The following is a 23,370-nucleotide window of genomic DNA, read 5'->3' as shown; positions in this document are numbered from 1 at the left end:
CTCCCTAAGGATGGCTTGAGTGGTGGAAACGCTCGAAGTGTTTGCGCTCGGTCTGGCCCATCCACACGTTCAACGACCACAGGTCGGCGACCGGGACATTGGTGAAGGGCAGGTGATGCAGGTAGCCGTCGGCACCGAATTCCGGCGTCAGGGTGCTGACCTGGTAGCCGCGGGCCTGCTGCGAGCGCCAGATGCTTTCCCAGTGCTGCTGATGGAAAGCCAGTTCTTTTGCATATTCGGGCGCCGCCGGGTGCGGAACTTGTGGTCCCTGGTCATAACCGACCCGGGCCTGGATATGGTGAACCCGCTCGATGAACGCACTCAGGTCGTCGGCCGGATCATTCAACAGACGCTCGCAGGTCACGACCCAATGGCTGATGTCACTGGTGAACAGCAGATCGGGCAGTTGCCGGATCAACTCCAGGGTCACCCAGGGGTTGAACAGCGAACGCGAGCGATGGGTTTCGAAACTGCAGACCTGACCGTGCTTGCGCGCCAGCTCCAGCGCCTGGCCAAAAAACTCCACCTGTTGCGGCAAGGACCAGCGGTCGTTGCCCGCCAGCACGTTGACGAAGCGCGGGGAGAGTTCAGCGGCCCAGGCGAGCTTCTGGTCGAGGTCATTGATGTGGACGGCAGGCGTTGCCGACTGATCCGGCAGCACGTCGTAGGCGCTGAAGACGGTGCTGATATAGCCCAGGCGGTTGGCCTGGAGAAAGACACCAAACTCAGCCCGTTCGCGGGCGTCCAGTGGCAGACGCGCTTCCATGCCATCAAAGCCCGCTTGCAGCAACTCCTCGAGCGCCTGAGCCTTGCTGGCGGTGTAACCCCACAGCGTACGGAAAATTTCCAGCTTCATCGGTGATCCTCAAAAATCCCAGGGCCTGCTGCAAAAGCACTTCGACGGCACCAGGCGGCCAAGCGATCAGTGGTCGGTGGCGGCAGAGGACTTCGAAACCGGATCCCTGCGTAACCTGATCCCACTGAGCGATGCCGAGGCTGGTTCGCTGTGGAGCCGATGTTAGGCACAGGCCGAGTGGCGAAAGAATCCGAAAGTTCAAATGAATACTTCAGACTTTCGTCAACCAATAGCTGGCTATTTATCCCGCTGGCGAGGAGGGGTTTTGTGGGCGAGTGCGTGTCTACGCTGGTTGCTGGCGAGGGATGCCTTTACTACGACATCATTTTGAAGACTGCCAAGCGACATCGGGCCGCGAGGGGGGCTAGCCGATTGCTGACTGACTACCTCGGGGCGTGAAGCGGACAGTCGATTGGCGTGGTTCCTGGCCGCCGAGCGTCCGGCTCTTCGAGACAAATGCCCGCCTGTCAGCTACGGTCGATCTGCTGCATGTGCATCTCAGACATGCGCTCCCCATACACCGTCAATTGTGAGAACTGCTGCTCCATGGCCAGCAGGTCGTCGCTGGTCAGCTGAATGTTCAGCGCGCCAAGGTTTTCGCTGAGGTGATCGACTCTGCGTGTGCCGGGGATGGGCACGATCCAAGACTTCTGTGCGAGTAACCAGGCAATCGCGACTTGTGCAGGTGTTCCGCCTTTTGCCGTGGCAACATTTCTCAGGATATCCACGACCGGCATGTTCGCTTTCATGTTTTCAGGGAACATGCGGGGGAATGTTCCCCGGAAATCAGTCTTTGGATCGAACCTGGTGTCAGCGTCCATTTTACCGCTCAGATAGCCTTCACCCAGCGGTGCCCATGGAACGAAACCGATCCCCAGCTCTTCACATGCCGCGAGTACCCCGTTGTGCTCCGGGTCCCGATGCAAGAATGAGTATTCCGTCTGGATTGCAGACACGCGCTGCACCGCATGAGCGCGGCGAATGGTTCTGGCGCTGGCTTCAGACAAACCAAAATGCAGGATCTTGCCTTCTGCGATCAGGTCCTTGATAGCGCCGGCCACCTCTTCAATCGGTACGTTTGGATCGACACGATGCTGGTAATAAAGATCGATACGGTCCGTCTGCAATCGCTTGAGCGATTCTTCGACCACCCTTTTGATGTGCTCCGGGCGGCTGTTCAGGCCGATGGTGCCGTCGATGGCGAAACCGAACTTGCTGGCGATTTTCACTTGGTCGCGAAAAGGCTTGAGGGCTTTGCCCACCAACTCTTCATTGGTATAGGGACCGTACACTTCTGCGGTGTCGAAGAAGGTGACGCCTTTGTCGAACGCCGTTCGAAGCGTGTGAATGCCTTGATCAATATCAGCCGGTGGACCGTAGTTGGCGCTGATGCTCATGCAACCTGCGCCGATGGCTGAAACCTCTAAATTGCCCAGATGACGTTTGCTCATGTTTCCAGTTCCTCCAGAAGGCTTTTGCGAGTTCTGAACCGCTGTGGGCGGGACCGATGACCCAGCCCATGCCGAAGCGCCGACTACCAGGGCGGCTCCTGTCAGCGCGGCTTTGGTCACGAACTCGCGACGGCCAAGAGTGGTGAAGAAATCAGAACCTGTTACCGGCCTGTCGCTATTCATAAAAACTCCTGAATGAGCATGCACTTCTGGTCAGTCCGATCATGAATCCCAAGGCTGCTTGTCCGTTGAAGTCATGGATGGGTTCATGAAATGAAGCCGCACTGAATGTGGAGCCAATCTAGCAGCGCATCCGACAAATGATTAGATGGTATGGTAGGAATGGACCTATATCAGTTGGATATCAATCATGCGGGACAGCATTAATGACCTGGTTGCATTCCTGACAGTTGCCCGTGAGCGGAGCTTTACCAAGGCAGCGGCTCAATTGGGGACGTCGCAACCAGCACTGAGCCGAACGCTCAGACGTCTTGAAGAGCAATTGGGTGTGCAGTTGCTGACTCGCAGTACTCGCAGCGTTTCACCGACAGAGGCTGGAGATCGCTTGATTGGCTCCATCGGACCCCACTTTGAAGGCATCGAAGCAGGGCTGGCGGATCTGTCCGAACTCAGCGGAAAACCGGCAGGCACCCTGAGAATCACCTCGGTAGAGCACGCTTCTGCAACGATCCTGACGCCAGCGGTCAGTAGGCTCATGCTGGATTACCCGGAGGTGCGGGTCGAAATCACCAATGACTATGGGTTGGTGGATATCGTCGAGCAACGGTACGACGCGGGGATTCGTCTGGGCGAGCAGGTGGCCAAGGACATGATCGGGGTTCGTATAGGTCCTGACTTTCGGCAGGCCGTGGTTGGCTCGCCCTCATACTTCGAGCACAGGGCCAAACCCGTTACGCCTCATGATCTGACAGCCCATATCGGAATCAACTTGCGTCTGCCTACATCAGGCGGGCTCTGGTCCTGGCCGTTTGCAAAGAAGGGGCGGGAGGTAAGGGTTCGCGCGGAGGGTCACAGGGTGTGCAACACGATCCCCCTGATGCTGGACTTTGCGCTTGCCGGCGTCGGTCTTGCCCATCTCCCCGAAGACATCGTTGAACAGCACATCCTGGAAGGCCGTCTGATACGTGTATTAGATGATTGGTGTCCTGCGGTGACCGGCTATCACCTCTACTATCCAAGCCGCAGGCAGCCAAAGCCCGCGTTCAGAATTTTGCTCGACTTGCTGCGTTCAGGTGTTTGATGGGGCATTGACAAGAGCCAAGCGCGATTCGCCGTCAGCGGGGATGACCGCTCCAGCCAGTTGCTGCCCTTCGTGACAGGCAGCAATCGACCCGAAGCTGACGGTGGAGGCAGTCTGAAATCGGCCAGTTTCGAACCCTCATCCTTTACAGTGCGTCGCAAACTGGTTTCGTCCAAGTGTCTTGGCGCTATACAGCGCCTGATCTGCGGCTTCGATTAAACTTTGCAGTTGGTCCAATCGGGAACCCGCGGCAGTGGCAATCCCTATACTTACACTCACTCGACCCAATGGGCTGGCTTCGTGGGAAATACTCTCTTGTTTCAACCGGCGCAGGATTAGTTGCGCCACAACCTGCGCACCATCAATGTCCGTATCAGGCATGATTACGCCCATCTCTTCACCACCATACCGCGCCACTAGATCCGATGGTCGGCGTACACATTCCTCCACGACCTTACCAACGCTCTGCAGACAGATGTCGCCGGCAACATGTCCTTTGGAATCGTTGAACAGCTTGAAATAGTCGATGTCAATCATCAGAAGTGCCAAAGACGTCCCCTCGCGCTGTGCTCGTCGCGCCTCCATGGCCAATGTCACATCAAAGTAGCGCCGATTAGCCAAACCGGTTAGGGCATCCTTCATCGCCAGTAGCTCCAGTTGCCGATTCGATGAGAGCAATTGCTCCTGAGTGCCCCTCAACTGACCTTCTACCTTGGTACGCCGACGGATATCCAGGATCAAAAGCCAACCGATGAGGCCGGTGAGCCCCAGCAGCCCCGTCACCACTACCGCCGACAGCAGTGCCTCCATTCGCCACGCAGTGAGCGCTTCTCGCTTCCCGAGAGCGACGGTGGTTATCAGCGGCAGCTTGTCACTCTTTCGGAATGCATAGAGCCGTTCCACGCCGTCCAGGCTGGAGGTGAACGACGCGGTGCCGACGGATCGGTCCACAAGATATTTCGCATAGATCGGCGACTTCGAAAAGTTGCGCCCCATGTCCTGCTCGCGGAAGGGATAGCGAGCTAACAACGTACCATCGGTATAGGACAACCCGATGGCACCTTCTTGCCCTACGTCGATCTTTCCAAACAACCGCAGGAAGTTTTCTATCCCCAACGTTACCGCCACCACCCCGGCAAATTCTCCGCGAGTATCATTGAAGCGCCGGCTGACGGTGATCACCCACTCCTGATTTGAACGGCTTTGGATTGGCGGACCGATAAAGATCTCACGGGATGGATCGTCGCGATGATGAATGAAATAGGCACGATCACTGCTGTTCGCCCCGGCCGGAATCGGCCGATTGGAAGACATCAACCAGCGTCCCTGATTGTCGTAGATGGTGATACCACTGAGCTGTGGCATCAGGGGTTGCTGTCGATTGACCAGCGCACTTAACCGCCGGATCTGTAGGGGGCCACTACCTTCAGTTTCCAGGCGTTCGACAAGTCCGAGCAAGAGCAGGGAGCTTTGGCGGACAATGCCTTCGGAGTAGGTAGCGAGCGCCTGAGTAAGATTCAACCCGTGGACATTCACATCCTCCAGCGCTCGATCTCGGGAGGCCAGCACCTTCCAGACAGTCAGTGACGCCAGGGAACAGCCGATAAACAACAGCAAAAGTACAACCAGGTGGGTATCACGCTTCACATCACTACCTTATGGAAAGTCCAGTTTTCCGTTCCAGCTACTATTGGGCCAAGGCCATAACGGCAGCTGTTCTTCCTTGTCTTGAATCAGGATACAAGTTGTTACGCATAGTTTCAGCACGCTCATCGCAATACCCAGTCTATTGCCGGGCATTCAAAAAGTGTTTTCACATAATCCGATCAGCGCCCTGGGCCGGCAGTGCCCAGGGCAGGATGCCTTCCTGGAATTCACAAGTTCGGTACGTGCTGCGGGCAAGATGAGGGCTTAGTTAACCATCACCTCGTCCAGTGCTTGCTCGAGGGTGCTGACCGTGCGCTCGATATTGTGCAGCTTTTCGAGTCCGAACAGACCGATGCGGAAGGTCTGGAAGTCCGCCGGCTCGTCGCATTGCAACGGCACTCCGGCGGCGATCTGCAGGCCGTGGTTGGCAAATTTCTTGCCGCTCTTGATGTCTGCATCATCGGTGTAGCTCACCACTACGCCAGGGGCCTGAAAGCCGGCAGCGGCCACGCTTTTGAAACCTTTGCCGGTCAACATTGCGCGCACCCGATCGCCCAGCGCCTGTTGTTCGTCGCGGACCTTGTCGAAACCGTAGGCTTGCGTCTCTTTCATCACTTCGTTGAATCGCGCGAGGGAATCGCTGGGCATGGTCGCATGGTAGGCATGTCCGCCCTGTTCGTAGGCCTGCATGATCTGAAGCCACTTTTTCAGGTCGCAGGCGAAGCTGCTGCTTTGCGTCTGTTCGATACGGCCAAGGGCCAGGGAACTGAGCATCACCAGGGCGCAGCAAGGGGAGGCGCTCCAGCCTTTCTGCGGTGCGCTGATCAGCAGGTCGACTGCGCATTTGTGCATATCAACCCAAATGGTGCCTGAGGCGATGCAGTCCAGCACGAACAAGCCACCCACCGCATGCACGGCGTCGCCGACGGCCCGCAGGTACTCGTCGGGCAGGATAATCCCTGATGAAGTTTCAACGTGGGGGGCGAAGACTATCTGCGGCCTCGAAGCCGCAATGGCTGCCAGCACTTCGTCCAGAGGGGGTGGGGCGTAGGCAGCCTGGCGACCCGTGTCGACCGGTCGGGCTTTCAGCACCGTGGTGGCCGCCGGGATGTTGCCCATCTCAAGGATCTGGCTCCAGCGATAACTGAACCAGCCGTTGCGTATCACCAGGCATGGCTGGTCGGTGGCAAACTGTCGCGCCACCGCTTCCATGCCGAATGTTCCGCTGCCCGGGACCACCGCAACCGCCTGGGCGTTGTAGACCTGTTTCAGGGTCGTGGAAATGTTCTTCATCACGCCTTGAAATGACTGCGACATGTGGTTGAGCGAGCGGTCGGTGTAGACCACTGAGTACTCGACCAGCCCCTCGGGATCGATACTGGGATAGAGCTTTGACATGGGGTGACTCCTTTGGCAGGGATCTCAGTGGTATCGACCCTGCCCTAAGCCTCGGCAAATGACAAGATTGCTCGGAATTGAATGGCGACTTCTGTCGAGCGGTTGACACCATCAGGTCGATTACCGGGCGTAGCAATGCTCGCAGGTGAATGTGGGAGCGAGCTTGCTCGCGATGGCATCGACTCGATTTTCCGACTTGCCCCAAAACTTTCCTGGCATTTGCCGGCGCATTGTCGCTTTTTAAGCTTGCTGAAACGTTTCTTCAAGGCTATAAAAATGGCACAACTCCAAGAAAGGCTGCTGCCATGACCTCGCTCAAACTCTTTGTTGCCCTCAGCGCACTGTCCGCTGCCTCCCACGCCATGGCCTGGGATTACGTTCTGCTCGACACCGACAAAGCCGCCCAGAACTGGCAGATCACCAGCCAGCAACTGGGCATAACAACCGACAAACCCTTCAGCGTTGCCCTGCGTACCTTGCACGGCGGTCGGCAGGAGGGCGTCAGCATCGTCGACATCGATAACGGCACGATGAAACTCTCGGTAGTGCCGACTCGCGGAATGAACGTCTTGCAGGCCTCGGTCGGCAATGTGCGCATGGGCTGGGATTCGCCGGTCAAGGAAGTGGTCAATCCGTCCTTCATCGAACTCAATGGCCGAGGTGGTCTGGGCTGGTTGGAAGGTTTCAATGAGCTGGTCACCCGCTGCGGATACGAATGGGTCGGCCACCCGGGCGTCGACAATGGCGAACTGCTGACCCTGCACGGTCGGGCCGCCAACATTCCTGCGAACAAAGTCACCCTGCACATCGATGAAAAACCACCGTACGCGATCACCTTGCGCGGCGAACTGAAAGAGCAGGCGTTCAAGAAGGTCGACTTCTCCGTCGCGACCGAACTGGTCACCGAACCCGGCAGTGTAGTGTTCACCCTGAACGACACCCTGACCAACAACGGCGACTATCCGAAGGAATACCAGGCGCTGTATCACAGTAACTTCAGCACTCCGTTCCTGGAGCAGGGCGCTCGTTTCGCCGCGCCGGTGAAACAGGTGTCGCCGTTCAACGACAAGGCCAAGGGCGATCTGCCCGACTGGCAAACCTACCGCGCACCGACCAAGGACTACGACGAAACGGTTTACAACGTGGTTCCGTATGCCGATGCCAAGGGCGATACGTTGACCGTGTTGCACAACAAGGCCGGCAGCCTGGGCGTTTCGGTCGGCTTCAACACTCAGACACTGCCCGTGTTTTCCCTGTGGAAAAACACCGATACCCAAGGCCAGGGCTATGTCACGGGGCTGGAGCCGGGGACAAGTTTTTCCTACAACCGCCGTTATCAACGACCGCTGAACCTGGTACCGACAATTGGGCCGAAGGAGCACAAGCAGTTCCGCATCAGCTATAGCTTGTTGGCGGATAAGGTGGCTGTGGACAAGGCCTTGAAGCAGGTGAGCGATATTCAGGGCGGGCGGGAGACTGAGGTGCGGCAGACGCCGTTGGTTGATCTGACCAAGGGGTGACACCGGCTAGCGCATTGCGACTCGCTGATCGCACCAGCCTGTTACTGTTTGCCAGCTCTCGACTCATAGCTGTCAATCACCCAAGGCGCTAGCTCAACCCATGCGTCAGTCCTGATTTTTTTTGAACTCGGGCTGAAAGCGCTTATCCAAAAAATATGTGGGAATGTTTCCCACGCAACGATGCCAACTGGCTCTGAGGGATCGTGCGGATACCGCAGTAGCTCGTCAATGTTGCAGATTGATGGCCGTGCCGGTTGGCCGGCTGCTCCAATGGGCGGCCGGGAACTCACTGGACATTGCGTTCGATACGGAGATGAGTTCGCAACTCCATGCGGAGGTGCATCATGCTGCTCAAGAAATGTTTATTGGCTCTGGCCATCGGTGGCGTCCTGTCGGCATCGACTGTCCTGGTGCCCGATTACATCGGTAGTTTCTCCAGCGTGTATGCCAAGGATGGCGGCAGCGGTGGAGGCGGTGGTGGTCACGGTGGCGGTGACGGCGGCGGCCACGGTGGTGGTGACGGCGGTCACGGTGCCGGCGGCCATGGTGGAGAGGGTGCCGATCATGGTGCTGCAGGCCATGACGCTGACCATGGTGGTGTAGCCGGGAACAAAGGCCCGGGCAATGCCCATGACAACGACGCGGACGAGGCTGACAACGATGCCGCGGATGCAGCCAGGGACGCTGCGAGGGCTGATGCCAATGCCGCCCGGGATGCGGCAAAAGCAACTGCAGATGCCGCCCGGGATGCCGCAAAAGCGGCTGGCGTAGCGGACGATGACGCAGACGCAGCCAGAGATGCTGCCCGTGCCGCTGCAGATGCCGCTCGGGACGCGGCCAAGGCCGACGCAGATGCCGCCAGGGATGCTGCCCGGGCTACCGCGGATGCCGCTCGGGACGCCGCCAAAGCCGACGCGAAGGCAGCCCGGGAGGCCGCCAAAGTTGAGGCGAAGGACGCCAGAAAGGATGTGGCGGATGCTCCAGACGAAGCGGATTTCGACGCGGTTGAGGTAGAGAACTGAGCCTGCACGTTCGGCAATGAACACGGCAGGCATACCGTAGAAAACGTCCCGAGAGCTTGAGGGACGTATCGGCAAAGAGTCGCAAGCCCTGAAACGTCATGGGGTTTGCGACTTTTTTCGGCTATCGAGCCAAATCTCCAAAGTCAGATCGACCGCTGATTCACGCGCTGAGTCAGCGCTTGCGCAGACTCTTTGCGTTCCGAGTAGCGGTCAACCAGGTCGGGGCGATCCCGTAGCAGCAGGGTGAATTTCACCAGCTCCTCCATGACGTCTACGACCCTGTCGTACAGCGATGAGGGTTTCATGCGATTGGCGTCGTCAAACTCCAGAAAAGCCTTTGGCACGGAAGATTGATTGGGGATGGTGAACATGCGCATCCAGCGTCCCAGCACACGAAGCTGATTCACCACATTGAAGGACTGGGAGCCGCCGCAGACTTGCATGACCGCGAGGGTTTTACCCTGGGTTGGGCGAATGGCCCCCAACGCCAACGGCACCCAGTCGATTTGCGCCTTGAACACTGCAGACATCGAGCCGTGGCGCTCTGGCGAGCACCAGACCTGTCCTTCAGACCACTGCATCAGTTCGAGCAGTTCCTGGACTTTCGGGTGATCGGAAGGCGCGTCGTCCGGCAGCGGCAGGCCTGATGGATTGAAGATCCGCGTCTCGGCGCCGAAGTGTTCGAGCAACCGGGCTGCTTCCTCGACCAGCAGGCGACTGAACGACCGCGCACGAGTCGAACCGTATAACAACAGGATGCGCGGCTTGTGCTGGTCGTTGCGTCCATGGGCGATGGGAGGGGTCAGTGCCGTGTCGAGATTGGGCAAGGAATGAGTCATAAGGGCTCCGTTCAAAGCGTGCCGATGCGTTCGAGTTCGCGCTTCAATGCATCGCGGTCAAGTTGTGCAAAAGGCAGTTCGAGGAACGCCCGGCAGCGCGTTTCGATGCGCGCCAGGGTTGAGTGGAACGCCGCCGCTATCCTTGCCTCATCGCCCGTTATGTCCGAGGGGTCTTCCAGGCCCCAGTGAGCTTTCAGTGCCGGCCCGAAGTACACCGGGCACGCCTCGCCGGCAGCCTTGTCGCAGACCGTGATGACGATGTCCGGCGGGTTGGCTTCGAAAGCCTCGTTGCCTTTGCTGCTCAAGCCGTCGATGGCAATGCCGGCCTCTTGCAAGGTGCTCAGGCTGCGGGGCAGCACTTGTCCCTTGGGGAAGCTGCCGGCGCTGATCGCCTCGAAGCCTTCTGGCGCGAGATGGTTGAACATGGCTTCGGACAGGATGCTGCGACAGCTGTTGGCGGTACACATAAACAGAACGCGCATGGTGACTCCTCTTTACGGTCGCACAGGGCTAGACGCTCAGGCGCAAGGCCAGGGCAGACAAGGTGATAAGCAGGATCGGCAGCGTCAGGACCACGCCAACCTTGAAGTAGTAACCCCAGGTAATGCGGATGCCCTTGCGCTCCAGAACATGCAGCCAGAGCAGGGTGGCCAGGCTGCCGATGGGGGTGATCTTGGGGCCCAGGTCAGAGCCGATGACATTGGCGTAGATCATGGCTTCACGCACTACGCCGGTGGCGTCACTGGCTTGAATCGACAGTGCGCCCACCAGCACCGTGGGCATGTTGTTCATGCCCGATGACAGCAAGGCCGTGAGCAGGCCGGTGCCCAGCGCGGCGCCCCAGATGCCGAACTCCGCCATGCGGTTCAGCGCCATGGTCATATAGGTGGTCAGTCCGGCGTTTTTCAGCCCGTACACCACCAGGTACATGCCCAGGGAAAAGATCACGACCTGCCAGGGCGCTTCACGCAGTACCCGGCGGGTGGAAATCACATGCCCGCGTGCCGCCACGGCGAACAGCAGCGCGGCACAGACGGCTGCGATGGCGCTGACCGGAATGCCCAGGGGCTCCAGGGCAAACAGCCCGACCAACAACAGGGCCAGAACGATCCAGCCGACGCGGAAGGTCAGGGGATCACGCACGGCGCGTCGCGGATCCATCACGTCATCGAGCGCGTAGTGCCGGGGAATGTCACGGCGGAAAAACCGGTAGAGCACCACAAGGGTGGTCGCCACGGCAACCAGATTGACCGGCACCATGATGGCGGCGTATTCGGCGAACCCCAGGTCGAAGTAGTCCGCCGAAACGATGTTGACGAGGTTGGACACCACCAGGGGCAGGCTCGCCGTGTCGGCGATAAAGCCGGCCGCCATGACGAACGCCAGGGTGGACGCTGGCGAAAAACGCAGTGCGAGCAGGATTGAAACAACGATGGGGGTCAGGATCAGGGCGGCGCCGTCATTGGCAAACAACGCGGAGACGCCGGCCCCCAGCAGTATCGTGAAGACGAACAGGCGTCGCCCGTCACCCTTGGCCCAGCGTGCCACATGCAAGGCGGCCCACTGGAAGAACCCGGCCTCATCGAGCAACAGACTGATGATGATCAGCGAGATGAAGGTCGCGGTGGCGTTCCAGACAATGGCCCACACCAGCGGAATATCGTGCAGCGTCACGACGCCTGCCAGCAGGGCCAGAACGGCGCCCAGGGAGGCGCTCCAACCGACGCCCAGACCCTTGGGTTGCCAGATGACCAACACCATGGTGAGCAGGAAAATGGAAAACGCAGTCAGCATGTGGATTCTCGACGGGTTGAAGGGTCAGCAGCAGGCGGCAGTGTTGAGAGGGCGGTCGCCCATGGCGTTCAGGCGGGTGCTGTTGTCCTTGAGCCAGTCGGCGTTTGCTGCCAGCGTGGTCTGCAGAACATCACGAACCCACACGGGCAGATCAGGGTTGAGCCGGTAATACACCCATTGCCCCTGGCGGCGGTCCAGAAGCAGGCCGCATCCGCGAAGCTGGGCAAGATGGCGGGAAATTTTTGGCTGACTATCGTCCAGGGCACAGACCAGCTCACACACGCATAACTCGCCTTCACGGGCGATGAGCAAAGTGGCCCGGGCGCGGGTTTCGTCGGCCAGGCATTTGAATACGGCGGCAGGGTTGAGCATTGGCGTGGCTCTGTACATATGGTTATTCGAATATACGTTTATCCATATGTTGTAAGCAAGTCGCTCGCACTCGAAAAGGGCAAGGTGGTTCAGGTATGCGATAGACTTGCGCTGTTTCGACACAAGGCAAAGGAGATGCAGTGCATGGAATCGTTTAGCATTCGCGAGCTGAAAAAGACTGACACTGAAGCTTTACTGGCGTTCGAAATCCGCAACCGTGAATGGTTCGAATCGCATATCGATGCGCGCGACCCTGCGTTTTATTCGTTGCGCGGTGTCGTCGATCATATCGATAGCTATTTGTCCGGTTTAGCCAGCGGCGCCTGGCACCCGTTTGTCATCGAGGACTCAAGCCAGACAATCGTTGGTCGAGCCAATCTGAAAAGCATCGACCTGGTGATGGGGTCCGCCGAAGTGGGTTATCGGATCGATCAGCGCGCGTGCGGGCAGGGGTTGGCAACTCTTGCACTGAGGCATCTGATCCAGCAGGCACGGGTGCGCTGGGGACTGGCGCAACTGGTGGGCTATGCCTACAGGGAAAACCTGGGCTCCAGAAAGGTACTGGACCGGTGCGGATTCAAGCTTGAGCAGCCTTGCCGTGACGACAGCACGGGCAGGGAAGAGCGATTCGTCCTGTCGTTTCAATAGTTCTGCAAGCCCGCAGCAGGTTGCTGCGGGCTACTCCTGATCCTGATCTGCCGCCACCTCTTGCCAGCTGTCATCCGGGTCAAAGCGCTTCATCGCCAGCGCCAGTTTTTCACCTTCGGGGCCCAGGTCTTTTTCGAACACCTGGCCTTCGTGGCTGATCATGAAGCTCATCACCCCGGTGTCGTTGTATTTCGCCGGCCAGGCGATCAGGGCAAAGCCGCGGCTCATCTTGTCACCGATGAGGTAGCTGTAGGCACCACCCGGTGCCGACGGCCCCTGGCCATGAAGGATGCGGAAGCGGTAGCCATGCCATTCTTCGTCGGCAATGGCTTTGCCGAACGAAGGCCCCAGCGGGCTGATCTGGCCGCTATCGTCTGGTGCCCAATAGAGTCCGTCGTGCTTGCCGGGGGTGCTGAAGATTTTCTGCGCATACTCGAGTGCGCCATCACCGTCCCGATCGACTGACGCATAGTCCATCTGCGCGTCGTGATAGGCCAGCACCGATTGCACCGCGTCGAGTTCATTGCGGCCGATCTCGCGTGCGCGGATCTCGGCACTGCCGGCCTTCATGTCGAAGCGCCAGCCGCTCGCCACTTTGACCAAGGGGATCGGCAGTGTCCAGTTCTCGGGGCCGACCGCCAGGATGCCCTTGTCGTCACCGCTTTTTTCAATGTGGTGTTGCTCGCGGTACTGCTGCAAAAACGCATCGACGTCTTTGCGCTGCACGCCTTCACGCGGGATGTAGTTGTGCCAGTCACTACCGAGCAGTTCCGTCAGGCGTGCCTGGTCGGCGTGTTCCGTACCCAGTGCCTGGACCAAGGCTTCTGCAGCCTTTTCCGGTGTTGGAAAGGCTTGCTGCGCCGTCGCCATGCATGACCAAAGCAAGCCGGCAGCTACCGCAAGGACAGGAGGCAGCAAGCCCATGAGTCCTTTCATTCGAGGATGGTTTTTCAACGACGGCCCCCCCTTTGACGCGCTGGTGGATTGGACGGCCGACTGACCTGGTGACCGGCCGAGCGGGCGGCACTGGGGCGATGGGCGGATGCCTGGCTGGCCCGGCCACGATTGGCCTGGACGTTGGCCTGGGACGGTGAGCGTGCGCCGGCGAACGCATTGTTGCGGGCACTGCCGGCACTGGCGGCCGGTCGTTTGTTCGGCGCCTGCCGCGTCTGCGCGGCGCCTTCCCTGCGCTGGTTCAACTGGGCGGTCTGGTTTCTGGGTTCCTGGCGGGCCTGGGGCCTGGGCTGCTGATTTTCCCGGGTATTTCTGGCGGTACCCTGGCCTCTGTCAGCCGCCCTGGGCCTGTCCGCACCAGCCTGTACCCGATTGCCGTCCGCGGCCCCGGACTGGAGTTTGCGCGTTTGATCACGGGCTTCGCGGTTGCTGGTGGCGGGGCGTTCGATACCGTGCTTGTCCATTGAACTGCGGGCATTTTCACGAGCCTGGGCGCGCTGGGCAGTGTCCCCGCGATAGGCTTCACGCTGGTTGGCACCGTTGAGTTGGCGGCCGTACTGTGCGCGGCTCGCATTGTCTCGGTAGGGCACGCCATTGCGGTGCACCGGGTTGTGCTGCCATTTGTTGTTGGTGATCCGGTTGTTGCCGTTGATGTTGTTGTAGCGATTGACGTCGATGTCGACGTCGTTGTTGCCCCAGTCACATTCACCCCACAACGATCCAACGATCGCCACACCGGCGCCAAACGCGAGTCCGGCCATCAGGGCCTGACCCGGGTAATAGGCCGGTGGCGGTGGATAGTACGCCGGCGGCGACGCCGGGTAAGGCCAGGTACCGTAGGTGGTTGTCGGGTTATACGTGGGGACGTACACCACCTGCGGATCGGCAGGCTGAATGATGATGGTGGAGCTGCTGGCCGGCGCCGGTTCCGCAGCAGGCGCTGGCGCCGGTGCCGGTGCCGGTGCCGCATTCGTGGTTGCAGGTGCTGGCGCCGCGACATTCTGGATCGTCACGTTCTGATACTGGTTGCTCTGCAGATTGCCGGCTGCCTGTGCCTGGCGCCGCAAGCGTTGCGCGCTTTCCATGACATCGTCGGGCTGCGCCAGGAAGGCGTCACCCAGGCGTTGCACCCAGACGGGGTCCTGCCCCAGCGTTGCCAGAACCTGCGGGAAGGCGACCAGTGCCTGCACGCTCGGGTCCCAGGGCTGGTTCGCCACCTGTTTGACCGCGTCGTCACCCTTGGCGTCCGGGTGCGCTTTGGACCAGCTGACGGCCTCGCCGACTTCCCCGGGGTAGGTGGTGGCCATCAGCACCTGTGCAAACAGAGGGTCCGGGTAAAGCGCAATGGGCGCCAGCATCTGATCCAGCTGTTCCTGGTTAAACACCGGATCCTTCGTCACTTGGGCGGCGGGCGCTGCAGTGGGCGCGCTAGCCGGTGCGGGGGCTGCGGCGGGTGCCGGAACCGGGGCGGGTGCGGCAGCGGTCTCATTCGCACCCAGTGCCAGGCTGGAAGATCCGCTCAACAACAGTACGGCCGACAACGCGTAAAGTAATGGAATGTGCATTGCACCCCCCATGTGGTCAGGCAGGCTTGAAATGAGTGGATCAATCCGTGGCAGGTGAAAGCCGACTCTGCAAGCCACAGAGCTGCGCCTTGACACCGCTTCCTAATGGTAGCAGCTCATTTGAAGGACCCCGGCTGGCTTTGAAACGCTGTGATCCAGGTCCTGATTCTGATCAGTGTGCGCTGGCATCGCTTTCGTGTTCTTCGGCAAATGCCATGAACACGTCCAGGTCCAGTACATCCAGCCTGATCCGGGAAATGAACGCGGAGAAGGCCAGGTTGGCCGCCAGCAGACGCAGATCAGAGGCCCAGGCCGGAAGGTAGGTCGGTCCCTTGAGCCAGCCGGACTCGAACAGTGGCGCCAGGCGCACGGTGTCCGCCAGGCTGAGGCGCCCTGCAAACAAATGCCCGATCAGTTCCGGCCGGTTATCGCGGATTGCAATGCGCAGCAGGGTGTGGACGCCGAGCAGCCCGGTCAGGTAAGCGGCATCCTTGGTAAACGCTGAACCGCCCCGCAGATCGGCACCGCGGAACACCCGTTGGGTTGAGCGGAAGGATTCCTCTTGCGTCTGCCCGGCCGCCAGAAAACCTTCGAACACCTGGATGAAGTCGGCGCCTTCCAGCGCCTGCTGGACCGCCAGCACGCGCAGGGCCAGGCGACGCAGGCGGTTGATGTCCATGCTGCCGGTGAACAGTTCGGCCAGGGTGGCAATGCCCTCCTGGGTCTGGGTTGTGCGCGGTGCGCCCAGGCCCAGGCTGGTGAGGTTGGGCTGCCGCGCGCCGTTCTGTGCGGTGGCGACATGCACGAAGGCCTCATGTTGCAACAGCTGATGCTTGTCCAGCTCCGTGAACAGCGCACTGGCCCGCAGGCGAATGCGGCTCGATCCGGCGATGGCCTTGGCGGCCAGGTTCGGATCGAGCACGACCGTGATCTGCCCGGCGCCGAAGAAACGGTCCAGTTCCGGTTGAATCCAGGCGGCGAACACTTTGGCCGGAATCTCGGCGGGGCTGGGTGGAATGCGTGCACCCCCGAGCAGGGCGTCGGTGGTCTGGAGGAAGAATCGGGCCGCGTCGAGCATGCTCAGCTGCAGGCGCGAATAATAGAAGTCCGGACGCCGGTACAGCGCTGACGAGTATTGGGTAAAGGCGGGAGTCCCCATGGCCCCCAGCATGTGCCCGGCCGTGGCATAGCTACGGGCGGTCAGGGCCAGGAAATTCCCGGCCGGATGCCCCACATCGCAATGGCTGATAAAGGTTTCCAGGGCGGCGATGTCGGCGCTGTGGTCGCGGGGCTGCAACTTGACATTGGGCAGCGTGGCGCGCCCGCTGCGCCATTTCGCCAGGAAGTCCTCCTCGACGCCATCGGGCCAGGACAGCGCATCGAGCACGCGGATCTTGCGGGTCAGGCCGGGCAGGGCGGCATCGAGTTCGGACAGGGCAGCGGCACTCATGGATAGCTCCTTGAGGGACGAGGTGAGGTTACAAAAGCTTAGTCGTCGCGGGCGGTTGCGTGTTGATCCGGGATTACTCCATGACCGGTCCCGGCTCTTCATGTGCCTGGGCTTTTGGGGTCTTGATAATCAGCAACAACGGCATCACCGCCAGTGACAACAGCATCAGCAGCTTGAAGTCGTTCACGTAGGCGACCCAGCTGGCTTGCACATTGACCAACGCGTCCAGGGCGGCGCGGCCGGGCGCGGCCATCGGGTCCAGGTAATTCTTGATCGACCCTGCGTCGAAGGCGCGGTTGAAGGGCGTGACGTAGGCGCCGATCTGCTCGTGGTTGGCCTGGATGTTCTGGGTCAGCAGCACGGTGACAATTGAGATCCCGACACTGGACCCGACGTTGCGCGACAGGCTGTAAAGCCCGGTGCCTTCGGCGCGCAAGGAGGCGGGCAGGGTCGCGAAGGCAACCGTGGTCAAAGGCACGAACAGCATGCCCAGGCTGGTGCCCTGGATGAAGCCGACCCAGATGACGGTTTGCATCGACACATCCGGCGTCCAGCCGGTCATCAGCCCCATCGACAGTGCGGACAAGCCCAGGCCAATCAGCAGTAACAGGCGGGTATCGACTTTGCCCAACAGGCGGCCGGCGAGGAACATGGTCAGCATCGTGCCCAGGCCACGGGGGCCCATCACCATGCCGGCGGTCAGTACCGGATAGCCCATCAGGGTTTGCAGGTAAGGGGTCATCAGCGCCAGCGAGGCCAGGTAGGTGATGCCGACGATAAAAATAAACACGACGCTGATCGAAAAATTGCGGTCCTTGAACAGCTTCGGGCTGATGAAGGGTGTGTCGGTGGTGAAGGTGTGGACCAGAAATACATACAGGGCGACAGCGGCCACTATGGCTTCGACGAGGATTTCACCGGAAGCGAACCAGCCCAGTTGCTCGCCCCGGTCGAGAAACAGTTGCAGGGCCATGATCGCCACGCTCAGCGAGCCGAAGCCGAGCCAGTCCAGGCGGCTCGAGGTGTCGGTGGTGGTTTCGCTGACGTAATAGACGATCCCGGCCAGCGCGAGCATACCGATGGGCAAATTGATGAAGAACACCCAGCGCCAACTGAAATTTTCCGTCAGCCAGCCGCCGAGCATCGGCCCCAGCACCGGACCGACCATCACCGACACGCCGAACAGCGCCATGGCTGAACCGCGTTCCTTGAGGCTGTAGATGTCCAGCAGAATGCCCTGGGACAGCGGCACCAGCGCCGCGCCCGCCAGGCCCTGCAGCAGGCGGGCGAGGATGATTTCTTCCAGCGATTGCGCCAGGCCACACAGGATCGACGAGATCACGAAGCCGACAATCGCCCACAGCAGCACGCGTTTGCGCCCGAAGCGCCGGGCCAGGAAGGCCGACGGCGGGGTCATGATTGCGGCGGCGACGATGTAGGACGTCAGCACCCAGTTGATCTGGTCCGAACTGGCCGAGATGCTGCCTTGCATGTAGGGCAGGGCGACGTTGGCGATGGTGGTGTCGAGCGCCTGCATGATCACCGCCAGCACGACGCAGGCAGTGATCATCCCGCGATGGGCCACCGGGTCGATCGGCGCCGGGTTACTCATGAGCCAGGGCCGGGGCCTTGCTCGCCAGCAGCCCCGAGAACAGGTGCGGCAGGCCACGGGCCGAGCCGGTATCGATCTCGGCCTGCACACTCATGCCGGTGCGCAGCGGCGGTTTTTCCCCGGCATCATCGATGCTGATGCGCACCGGAATCCGTTGCACGACCTTGACCCAGTTGCCCGTGGTGTTTTGCGCGGGCAGCAGCGAGAAGCTTGAACCCGACGCCGGGCTGATGCTGTCGACGGTGCCGTGCCACTGCACGCCGGGGTAGCTGTCGACACTGATCTCGACGGGCTGGCCGGGTTTCATGTGGGTCAGCTCGGTTTCCTTGGGGGACGCAGCGACCCACAGGCGATCGGCCGACACCAGGCTGATGCCCGACTGGGGTGGCTGCAGGTAGGAGCCGACCTGCAGCGAATCGACGTTGGTCACGACACCGTCGAACGAAGCCCTGACCACCGAGTTGTCCAGGTTGCGCCGGGCTTCGTCGACGGCGGCCTGGGCGATCAGATATGTGGACTGGTGCTCGACGGGGGTGTCGATGGTTCCGCCCAGTTGCGCCAGCACCATTTGCGCCGTGGCCCTGGCCACTGTGATTTTCTGCCGGGTGCTGTCCAGCGCGTGCTTGGCATCGTCGTAGTTGGTTCTGGACACCGCAGAGACGCTGAGCAGGGTTTGCTGGCGCTGGAAGCTGGCCTGGTAGTAGGCGAGGTCGATTTGCGCCTGATCGATCTCGGCCTGTGCTTGCCTGTAATTGGCCTGGAGATTGAGGATCTGATTGCGCACGTTGTTCAGCTGCGCCCTGGCACTGGCCAACGCAATCTCAAAGGGCTCGGGCTTCAGGGTGAACAGGACCTGACCCTTGACGACCCGCTGGTTGTCCTTGACATCCACCGAGGCGACCAGCCCCGAGACATCGGTGGAGACGCCGACATGATCGGCCTGTATGTAGGCGTTGTCGGTGGAAATGATCTGCCCGCCGGTGACATACAGGTAACCGCCGACCACCAGCGCGATGGGTAACAAGGCAAAGAGCGTGGTGCGCACGAGCTGGCGCTTCTCAATCATGACAATGACTCCGGCTCTTCAACGGGAAGACTGCAGGCTTCGATCAGGTTCGACCTCATCCGCTTCATCATCTGCAGCAGCAGTTGTTCCTCCTCGGCAGAGAATCCGCGGGTGGCTTCCTGGCGAGTCGTCCGGCCCATGTCGCGCATGAGCTCCAGAAGCGGGTGAGCCTGTTCCGTCAAGAACAGCAGGGACAGGCGCCGGTCCGTGGGGTGACGACGTCGCTCGACCAAACCGCGCTCGGCCATCTTGTCCAGCAGGCGCACGAGGGTGATCGACTCCAGTTCCAGCAGGTCCGCGAGCCCCTTCTGGTGGATGCCTTCATGGGTCGACAACATGGCTAACACTTGCCACTGCGAGCGAGTGAGGCCGACATGCCGCGCGCGTTGTTCGAACCGCTTGCGCATCAGCCGGGCGCTGTCATGCAGGGCAAAACCAAGGGTCAATATGTCGGTCATGGTGAAATCTGCTGCGGAGGAGTTAGCTCATCATAGTTGAGCTTGTAATTAGTCAGCTATCTATATTTGCCGAATAATTAAGGTGAATCGATTCCGTGAACAACCAGCAACCCCTGTAGGAGCTGCCGCAGGCTGCGATCTTTTGATCTTGATTTTGGCTCGTTAAAAGTCAAAAGATCGCAGCCTGCGGCAGCTCCTACACGGAAGGTCAGGTGCGCATCCGTTGACCAGCACTGGGATGCCCAGAGCGCCGTTTTTTTACATCTGCCATACACCCCTGTAGGAGCTGCCGCAGGCTGCGATCTTTTGATCTTGATTTGAGCCCGTTAAAAGCCGAAAGATCGCAGCCTGCGGCAGCTCCTACAAGGTCCGTGCAGAGGTTCATCTCAGAGCAGGCTCCACGACACCCCGACGTACATCGCCATGCCCTCGCCGGGTGTGGAGCGTGCCGCGTCCAGCCCTTTGTCGTCGTAGCCCGGCGTGACCGTGGCGGCATAGTGCTTGTCGGTCAGGTTGCGCAGGTCCAGCCAGGTCTGCCAGTCGCCCTTGGGCGCGTTGTAGCCCAGGGTCGCGCCGAATATGGCGTAGGGATCGGCGTAGTAGCTGTTGGCGTAATCGACCGCGACCTTGGACGCCCATTGGGTGTTGATCGCGGCGAAAAAGCCTTGTGGCCAGTCGTAGCGCAGTTCGCCCTGGTAATAGTGCATCGGCAGGCCGGGCAGGCGGTTGTCGCCGAAGCGGTCATCGTCGCGGTAGTGGAAGTCACTGAAGGTGTAGCTCTGGCGCAGGCTCAACTGGCCGCCATCACCCGGCGACCAGAGCGGGCTCAGCAGGCTGGCTTCGACGCCTTGGTGCACGGTAGGGCTGGCGTTGAGCTCGTACGGCGTGGTGGCGTTGGCGTCCGGCAACACCGAGAGCAACTCGTGGTGCACCTGGGCGTAGTACCAGGCCAGGCTCCACTGGCCCAGGGTACTGTCACCGCGTCCACCTATTTCCAGAGTGGTGGCGGTCTGGTTTTGCAGCGTGACCGGATCGCGCTGGGCGCCTGTGGCGGGGCCGCTGCCGGCGGGGAAGCGAATGTTGGAGCTATAAATCAGCGACCAGGGGTGCGGCGCCTCGACAGAACGACTGAGATTGCCGAACAGTTGCAGGTCAGGTGTCAGCTGGTAGCGCAAGCCCACGCGCGGTGCATAGTCCCAGTCGTGCAGGCTGGTCTTGCCGCCCTCCTGCGGATAGGTGACGTCGCTTTCACGGCGGGTGTAGATGGCGGCCAGGCCGGTGGTCAGCCACAAATCGTCGGCGATCTCCAGGTCGTTGCCGACATGCAGGACCGTGTCCGAGCCCTGGTAGGTGAAGTTGCGCATCAGCGTGCCCGGTGCGTAACCGGCGGTGTTGCCGGTGGGGATGCGCACGAACTCGCTGGCGCCTGAGTTGGGCAGGTGTTTGGTCACTCGCAGGCCCAGGGTGCTCTGGCTTTGCAGGCCCCAGAGCGTGTCGCGGCGCTGGTAGTCGAACGTGCCGCTGACGTCCGTGTACGCCACCTTCAGGCGGTTGGGCCCCTCACGCAAGTCCATGGGGTAGTCGTGGTAGACCAGGCCGGTCTGGATGCTCGAATCGTCATCGAGGTACCAGGTGGTCTTGTTGCCGATAAAGGTGCTGCCCGGTTCGTCGCGGCGGTCGTCCCGCGCCACGTAGGCGGGGTTGGCCGCCCGTGGATCGTGCTCGATGGAGTGCTTGGTCACCCGTCCCGCGAGGTCGTTGTCGGTCTGGCGCTGACGCAGGTAGAAGCGCGTTTCCAGGTTCGGGTTGAAGCGATAACCGAAGTTGGCGATCACGCCCTGGCTCTCGCTGGCCGTGTGGTCCTGGTAGCCGTCGGCGTTTGCGTCGGTCATGGCCACGTAGTAATCGAAGTCCCCCAGCACCTGTCCGGAACTGACCTGACGCTGCTGATAACCGTGACTGCCCGTTGCGTAGCGTACCTGCAACTTTGGCGCGTTGTAGCCGGTATGGCTGACGTAATCGATGGCCCCGCCCAAGGCCAGGGCACCGCGATCGAAACCGTTGGCACCGCGCAACACTTCCACATGGTCGAGCCACAGCGGTTCCAGCAGTTCATAGGGCGTGCCGCCAGGGCCGGTCAGCGGCAGCCCGTCGAGCATGGTGTACAGCCCCGAGGCATGGGCACCCGGCGCACGGTTGATGCCCGATCCGCGGATCGAGATCTTCACCCCCTCATTGCCCGCCGACTGGGCATAGATCCCGGGCTGATAAGCCAGCACATCCTGGTTACTCGCCACACGGCCCTGCAGCGGACGGCGCATGTCGACCACATTGGTACCGCCGGGTACCTGGGCCAGACGGGCCCTGGCGTCCTCGATCCCCTGGTCTTCGTCACTCTGGTCCTCGGCCCCGATCAGCACTTGCCCCAGTTCAAGGCCCTGAGCCTCGGTCATCGCCGGACAAACAAGGGCCAGGCCCAGCAGCGCGGCGGGCAAGGAATTAGGCGAGGGCATTGGGGAAACTCCAGACGTACAGGGAACGGACAATGAACAGTGCGACGCAAGAATGAACGAAGGGAGCACATGGCAATTTGGTTTTTTGCCCACCGGATATTTCCAGTGGCGTTAAGGTCACTGCAACGCCCGGGTCCGGGTCTGGCTGAGCAACACGATCAGATGGCGGGACAGTCTCAGGCGATATAGCCGCCGATGCCATCCCAAAGCAGCTTCACGGCGGTGACCACCAGCAAGCCGTAACAGGCGCGGTACATCTGGCGTTGATCCAGTCTGGCGTGCAGGCGCCAGCCAAGCCAGACACCGCTGGGAACCGCGAGCAGGCAAATGAGCATGAGGCTAAGCACGTTTCCAGTGGGTTTGGCCAGGAGCAGCCAGGGCACCGCCTTGAGGAGATTGCCCACCGTGAAGAACAGGCTGGTGGTGCCGGCATAGAGCTGCTTGCTCAGACCCAGCGGCAACAGGTACATCGCCAAGGGTGGTCCACCTGAATGCGCGACCATGGTCGTGATGCCCGAGGTGACGCCTGCGGCCACCGCCTTGGGCGATGAGCGCGGGCGTACGCTGACTTCTCCACCGGCCTTGAACCAGAGGCCGACAAAAATCAGTGTGATCGCTGCCATCACAATGGCGACCGCGCGGTGGTCCATCACGCGAAAGAGCCAATAGCCGACGCCAATGCCGACGACCAGGCCGGGGACCAGCAACCCAAGGTCCGGTTTTGACCAGGTGGACGGCTTCCAGTAGCGCAGGCCGAACAGGTCCATGGCGATGAACAGCGGAGCGAGCAGTCCGCCGGCGGTGATCGGGTCCATCACCAGCGACAGCAACGGGATGCCGACAATGGCAAAGCCGCCACCGAACGCGCCTTTCATGAAGCAGATCAGAAAGACGCCGGCGAAGGTGACAAGGAGTGTGGTGGCGGTCAGTTCCAGTTCCAAGGG

Annotated in this window: 20 protein-coding genes; 4 read left to right on the top strand and 16 right to left on the bottom strand. The window is 60.7% G+C overall.

What is annotated here, in order from left to right; translation table 11 throughout:
* Positions 1-4: 4 nt before the first annotated feature.
* Both CD175_RS08135 and CD175_RS08130 read right to left on the bottom strand, forming a co-directional pair.
* Positions 5-856, bottom strand: a complete 852-nt coding sequence (locus CD175_RS08135) for a sugar phosphate isomerase/epimerase family protein (RefSeq protein ID WP_104448452.1) — start codon at positions 854-856, stop codon at positions 5-7.
* Between the two features lie 467 nt (positions 857-1,323).
* A complete protein-coding gene (locus CD175_RS08130; protein ID WP_104448451.1) occupies positions 1,324-2,307 on the bottom strand; it encodes an aldo/keto reductase in 984 nt (327 codons plus the stop codon).
* 367 nt (positions 2,308-2,674) lie between these two features.
* Between CD175_RS08130 and CD175_RS08125 the strand changes: the two genes are divergently transcribed.
* On the top strand, positions 2,675-3,568 hold the full coding sequence (locus CD175_RS08125; RefSeq protein ID WP_104448450.1) for a LysR family transcriptional regulator: 894 nt from the start codon (positions 2,675-2,677) through the stop codon (positions 3,566-3,568).
* Positions 3,569-3,706: 138 nt separating this feature from the next.
* Here CD175_RS08125 and CD175_RS08120 read toward each other — a convergent pair whose 3' ends face one another.
* Together CD175_RS08120 and CD175_RS08115 are read right to left on the bottom strand one after the other, a co-directional pair.
* Positions 3,707-5,215: a sensor domain-containing diguanylate cyclase gene (locus tag CD175_RS08120; protein WP_104448449.1), complete on the bottom strand. Its 1,509-nt coding sequence runs from the start codon at positions 5,213-5,215 to the stop codon at positions 3,707-3,709.
* 264 nt (positions 5,216-5,479) lie between these two features.
* Entirely contained in the window at positions 5,480-6,613 is a 1,134-nt protein-coding gene (locus CD175_RS08115; RefSeq protein WP_104448448.1) for a pyridoxal-phosphate-dependent aminotransferase family protein, read from the bottom strand.
* 305 nt (positions 6,614-6,918) lie between these two features.
* Here CD175_RS08115 and CD175_RS08110 point away from each other — a divergent pair, with 305 nt between their 5' ends.
* Both CD175_RS08110 and CD175_RS08105 read left to right on the top strand, forming a co-directional pair.
* Positions 6,919-8,133, top strand: a complete 1,215-nt coding sequence (locus CD175_RS08110) for an aldose 1-epimerase family protein (RefSeq protein WP_104448447.1) — start codon at positions 6,919-6,921, stop codon at positions 8,131-8,133.
* Between the two features lie 344 nt (positions 8,134-8,477).
* Complete coding sequence (locus CD175_RS08105) at positions 8,478-9,155, top strand: hypothetical protein (protein WP_104448446.1); 678 nt, start codon at positions 8,478-8,480, stop codon at positions 9,153-9,155.
* A 143-nt stretch (positions 9,156-9,298) separates the two neighbouring features.
* On the opposite strand, the gene arsH is transcribed toward CD175_RS08105, so the two are convergent.
* From arsH to CD175_RS08085, 4 genes are read right to left on the bottom strand one after another with little or no spacing between them, the layout of a single operon-like run.
* Positions 9,299-9,994: an arsenical resistance protein ArsH gene (gene arsH, locus CD175_RS08100; protein WP_104448445.1), complete on the bottom strand. Its 696-nt coding sequence runs from the start codon at positions 9,992-9,994 to the stop codon at positions 9,299-9,301.
* Between the two features lie 11 nt (positions 9,995-10,005).
* Positions 10,006-10,476, bottom strand: coding sequence for an arsenate reductase ArsC (locus CD175_RS08095; protein WP_102674275.1), 471 nt, complete (start codon positions 10,474-10,476; stop codon positions 10,006-10,008).
* A 28-nt stretch (positions 10,477-10,504) separates the two neighbouring features.
* Positions 10,505-11,788 (bottom strand): arsenic transporter, encoded by a 1,284-nt coding sequence (locus CD175_RS08090; protein ID WP_007978309.1) that lies wholly within the window; start codon positions 11,786-11,788, stop codon positions 10,505-10,507.
* A 24-nt stretch (positions 11,789-11,812) separates the two neighbouring features.
* Complete coding sequence (locus CD175_RS08085) at positions 11,813-12,160, bottom strand: metalloregulator ArsR/SmtB family transcription factor (protein ID WP_104448444.1); 348 nt, start codon at positions 12,158-12,160, stop codon at positions 11,813-11,815.
* A gap of 144 nt (positions 12,161-12,304) precedes the next feature.
* Here CD175_RS08085 and CD175_RS08080 point away from each other — a divergent pair, with 144 nt between their 5' ends.
* Positions 12,305-12,808: a GNAT family N-acetyltransferase gene (locus CD175_RS08080; protein WP_104448443.1), complete on the top strand. Its 504-nt coding sequence runs from the start codon at positions 12,305-12,307 to the stop codon at positions 12,806-12,808.
* 30 nt (positions 12,809-12,838) lie between these two features.
* Here CD175_RS08080 and CD175_RS08075 read toward each other — a convergent pair whose 3' ends face one another.
* From CD175_RS08075 to CD175_RS08040, 8 genes are all read right to left on the bottom strand, one after another.
* On the bottom strand, positions 12,839-13,732 hold the full coding sequence (locus CD175_RS08075; RefSeq protein ID WP_104448442.1) for a DUF2950 domain-containing protein: 894 nt from the start codon (positions 13,730-13,732) through the stop codon (positions 12,839-12,841).
* Between the two features lie 26 nt (positions 13,733-13,758).
* Positions 13,759-15,327 carry a DUF3300 domain-containing protein gene (locus tag CD175_RS08070; RefSeq protein WP_104448441.1) on the bottom strand — a complete coding sequence of 523 codons (1,569 nt, stop codon included), beginning with the start codon at positions 15,325-15,327 and terminating at the stop codon, positions 13,759-13,761.
* A 172-nt stretch (positions 15,328-15,499) separates the two neighbouring features.
* Positions 15,500-16,777: a tyrosine/phenylalanine carboxypeptidase domain-containing protein gene (locus tag CD175_RS08065; RefSeq protein ID WP_104448440.1), complete on the bottom strand. Its 1,278-nt coding sequence runs from the start codon at positions 16,775-16,777 to the stop codon at positions 15,500-15,502.
* A gap of 73 nt (positions 16,778-16,850) precedes the next feature.
* Positions 16,851-18,389 carry a DHA2 family efflux MFS transporter permease subunit gene (locus CD175_RS08060; protein ID WP_104448439.1) on the bottom strand — a complete coding sequence of 513 codons (1,539 nt, stop codon included), beginning with the start codon at positions 18,387-18,389 and terminating at the stop codon, positions 16,851-16,853.
* Positions 18,382-19,455, bottom strand: a complete 1,074-nt coding sequence (locus CD175_RS08055; protein ID WP_240628943.1) for an HlyD family secretion protein — start codon at positions 19,453-19,455, stop codon at positions 18,382-18,384. The genes CD175_RS08060 and CD175_RS08055 overlap by 8 nt, the downstream gene beginning before the upstream one ends.
* Positions 19,452-19,913, bottom strand: a complete 462-nt coding sequence (locus tag CD175_RS08050) for a MarR family winged helix-turn-helix transcriptional regulator (RefSeq protein WP_104448438.1) — start codon at positions 19,911-19,913, stop codon at positions 19,452-19,454. Before CD175_RS08050 ends, CD175_RS08055 begins: the two co-directional genes overlap by 4 nt.
* Positions 19,914-20,299: 386 nt before the next feature.
* A complete protein-coding gene (locus tag CD175_RS08045) occupies positions 20,300-22,426 on the bottom strand; it encodes a TonB-dependent receptor family protein (protein ID WP_104448437.1) in 2,127 nt (708 codons plus the stop codon).
* Positions 22,427-22,602: 176 nt separating this feature from the next.
* On the bottom strand, positions 22,603-23,367 hold the full coding sequence (locus CD175_RS08040) for a sulfite exporter TauE/SafE family protein (protein WP_104448436.1): 765 nt from the start codon (positions 23,365-23,367) through the stop codon (positions 22,603-22,605).
* Positions 23,368-23,370 lie beyond the last annotated feature (3 nt).

Origin of the sequence: Pseudomonas laurylsulfatiphila (genome assembly GCF_002934665.1) — a bacterium.
In the GTDB taxonomy this organism is placed as follows: Bacteria; Pseudomonadota; Gammaproteobacteria; order Pseudomonadales; family Pseudomonadaceae; genus Aquipseudomonas; species Aquipseudomonas laurylsulfatiphila.
This window is presented reverse-complemented; position numbering and strand designations above follow the sequence as displayed.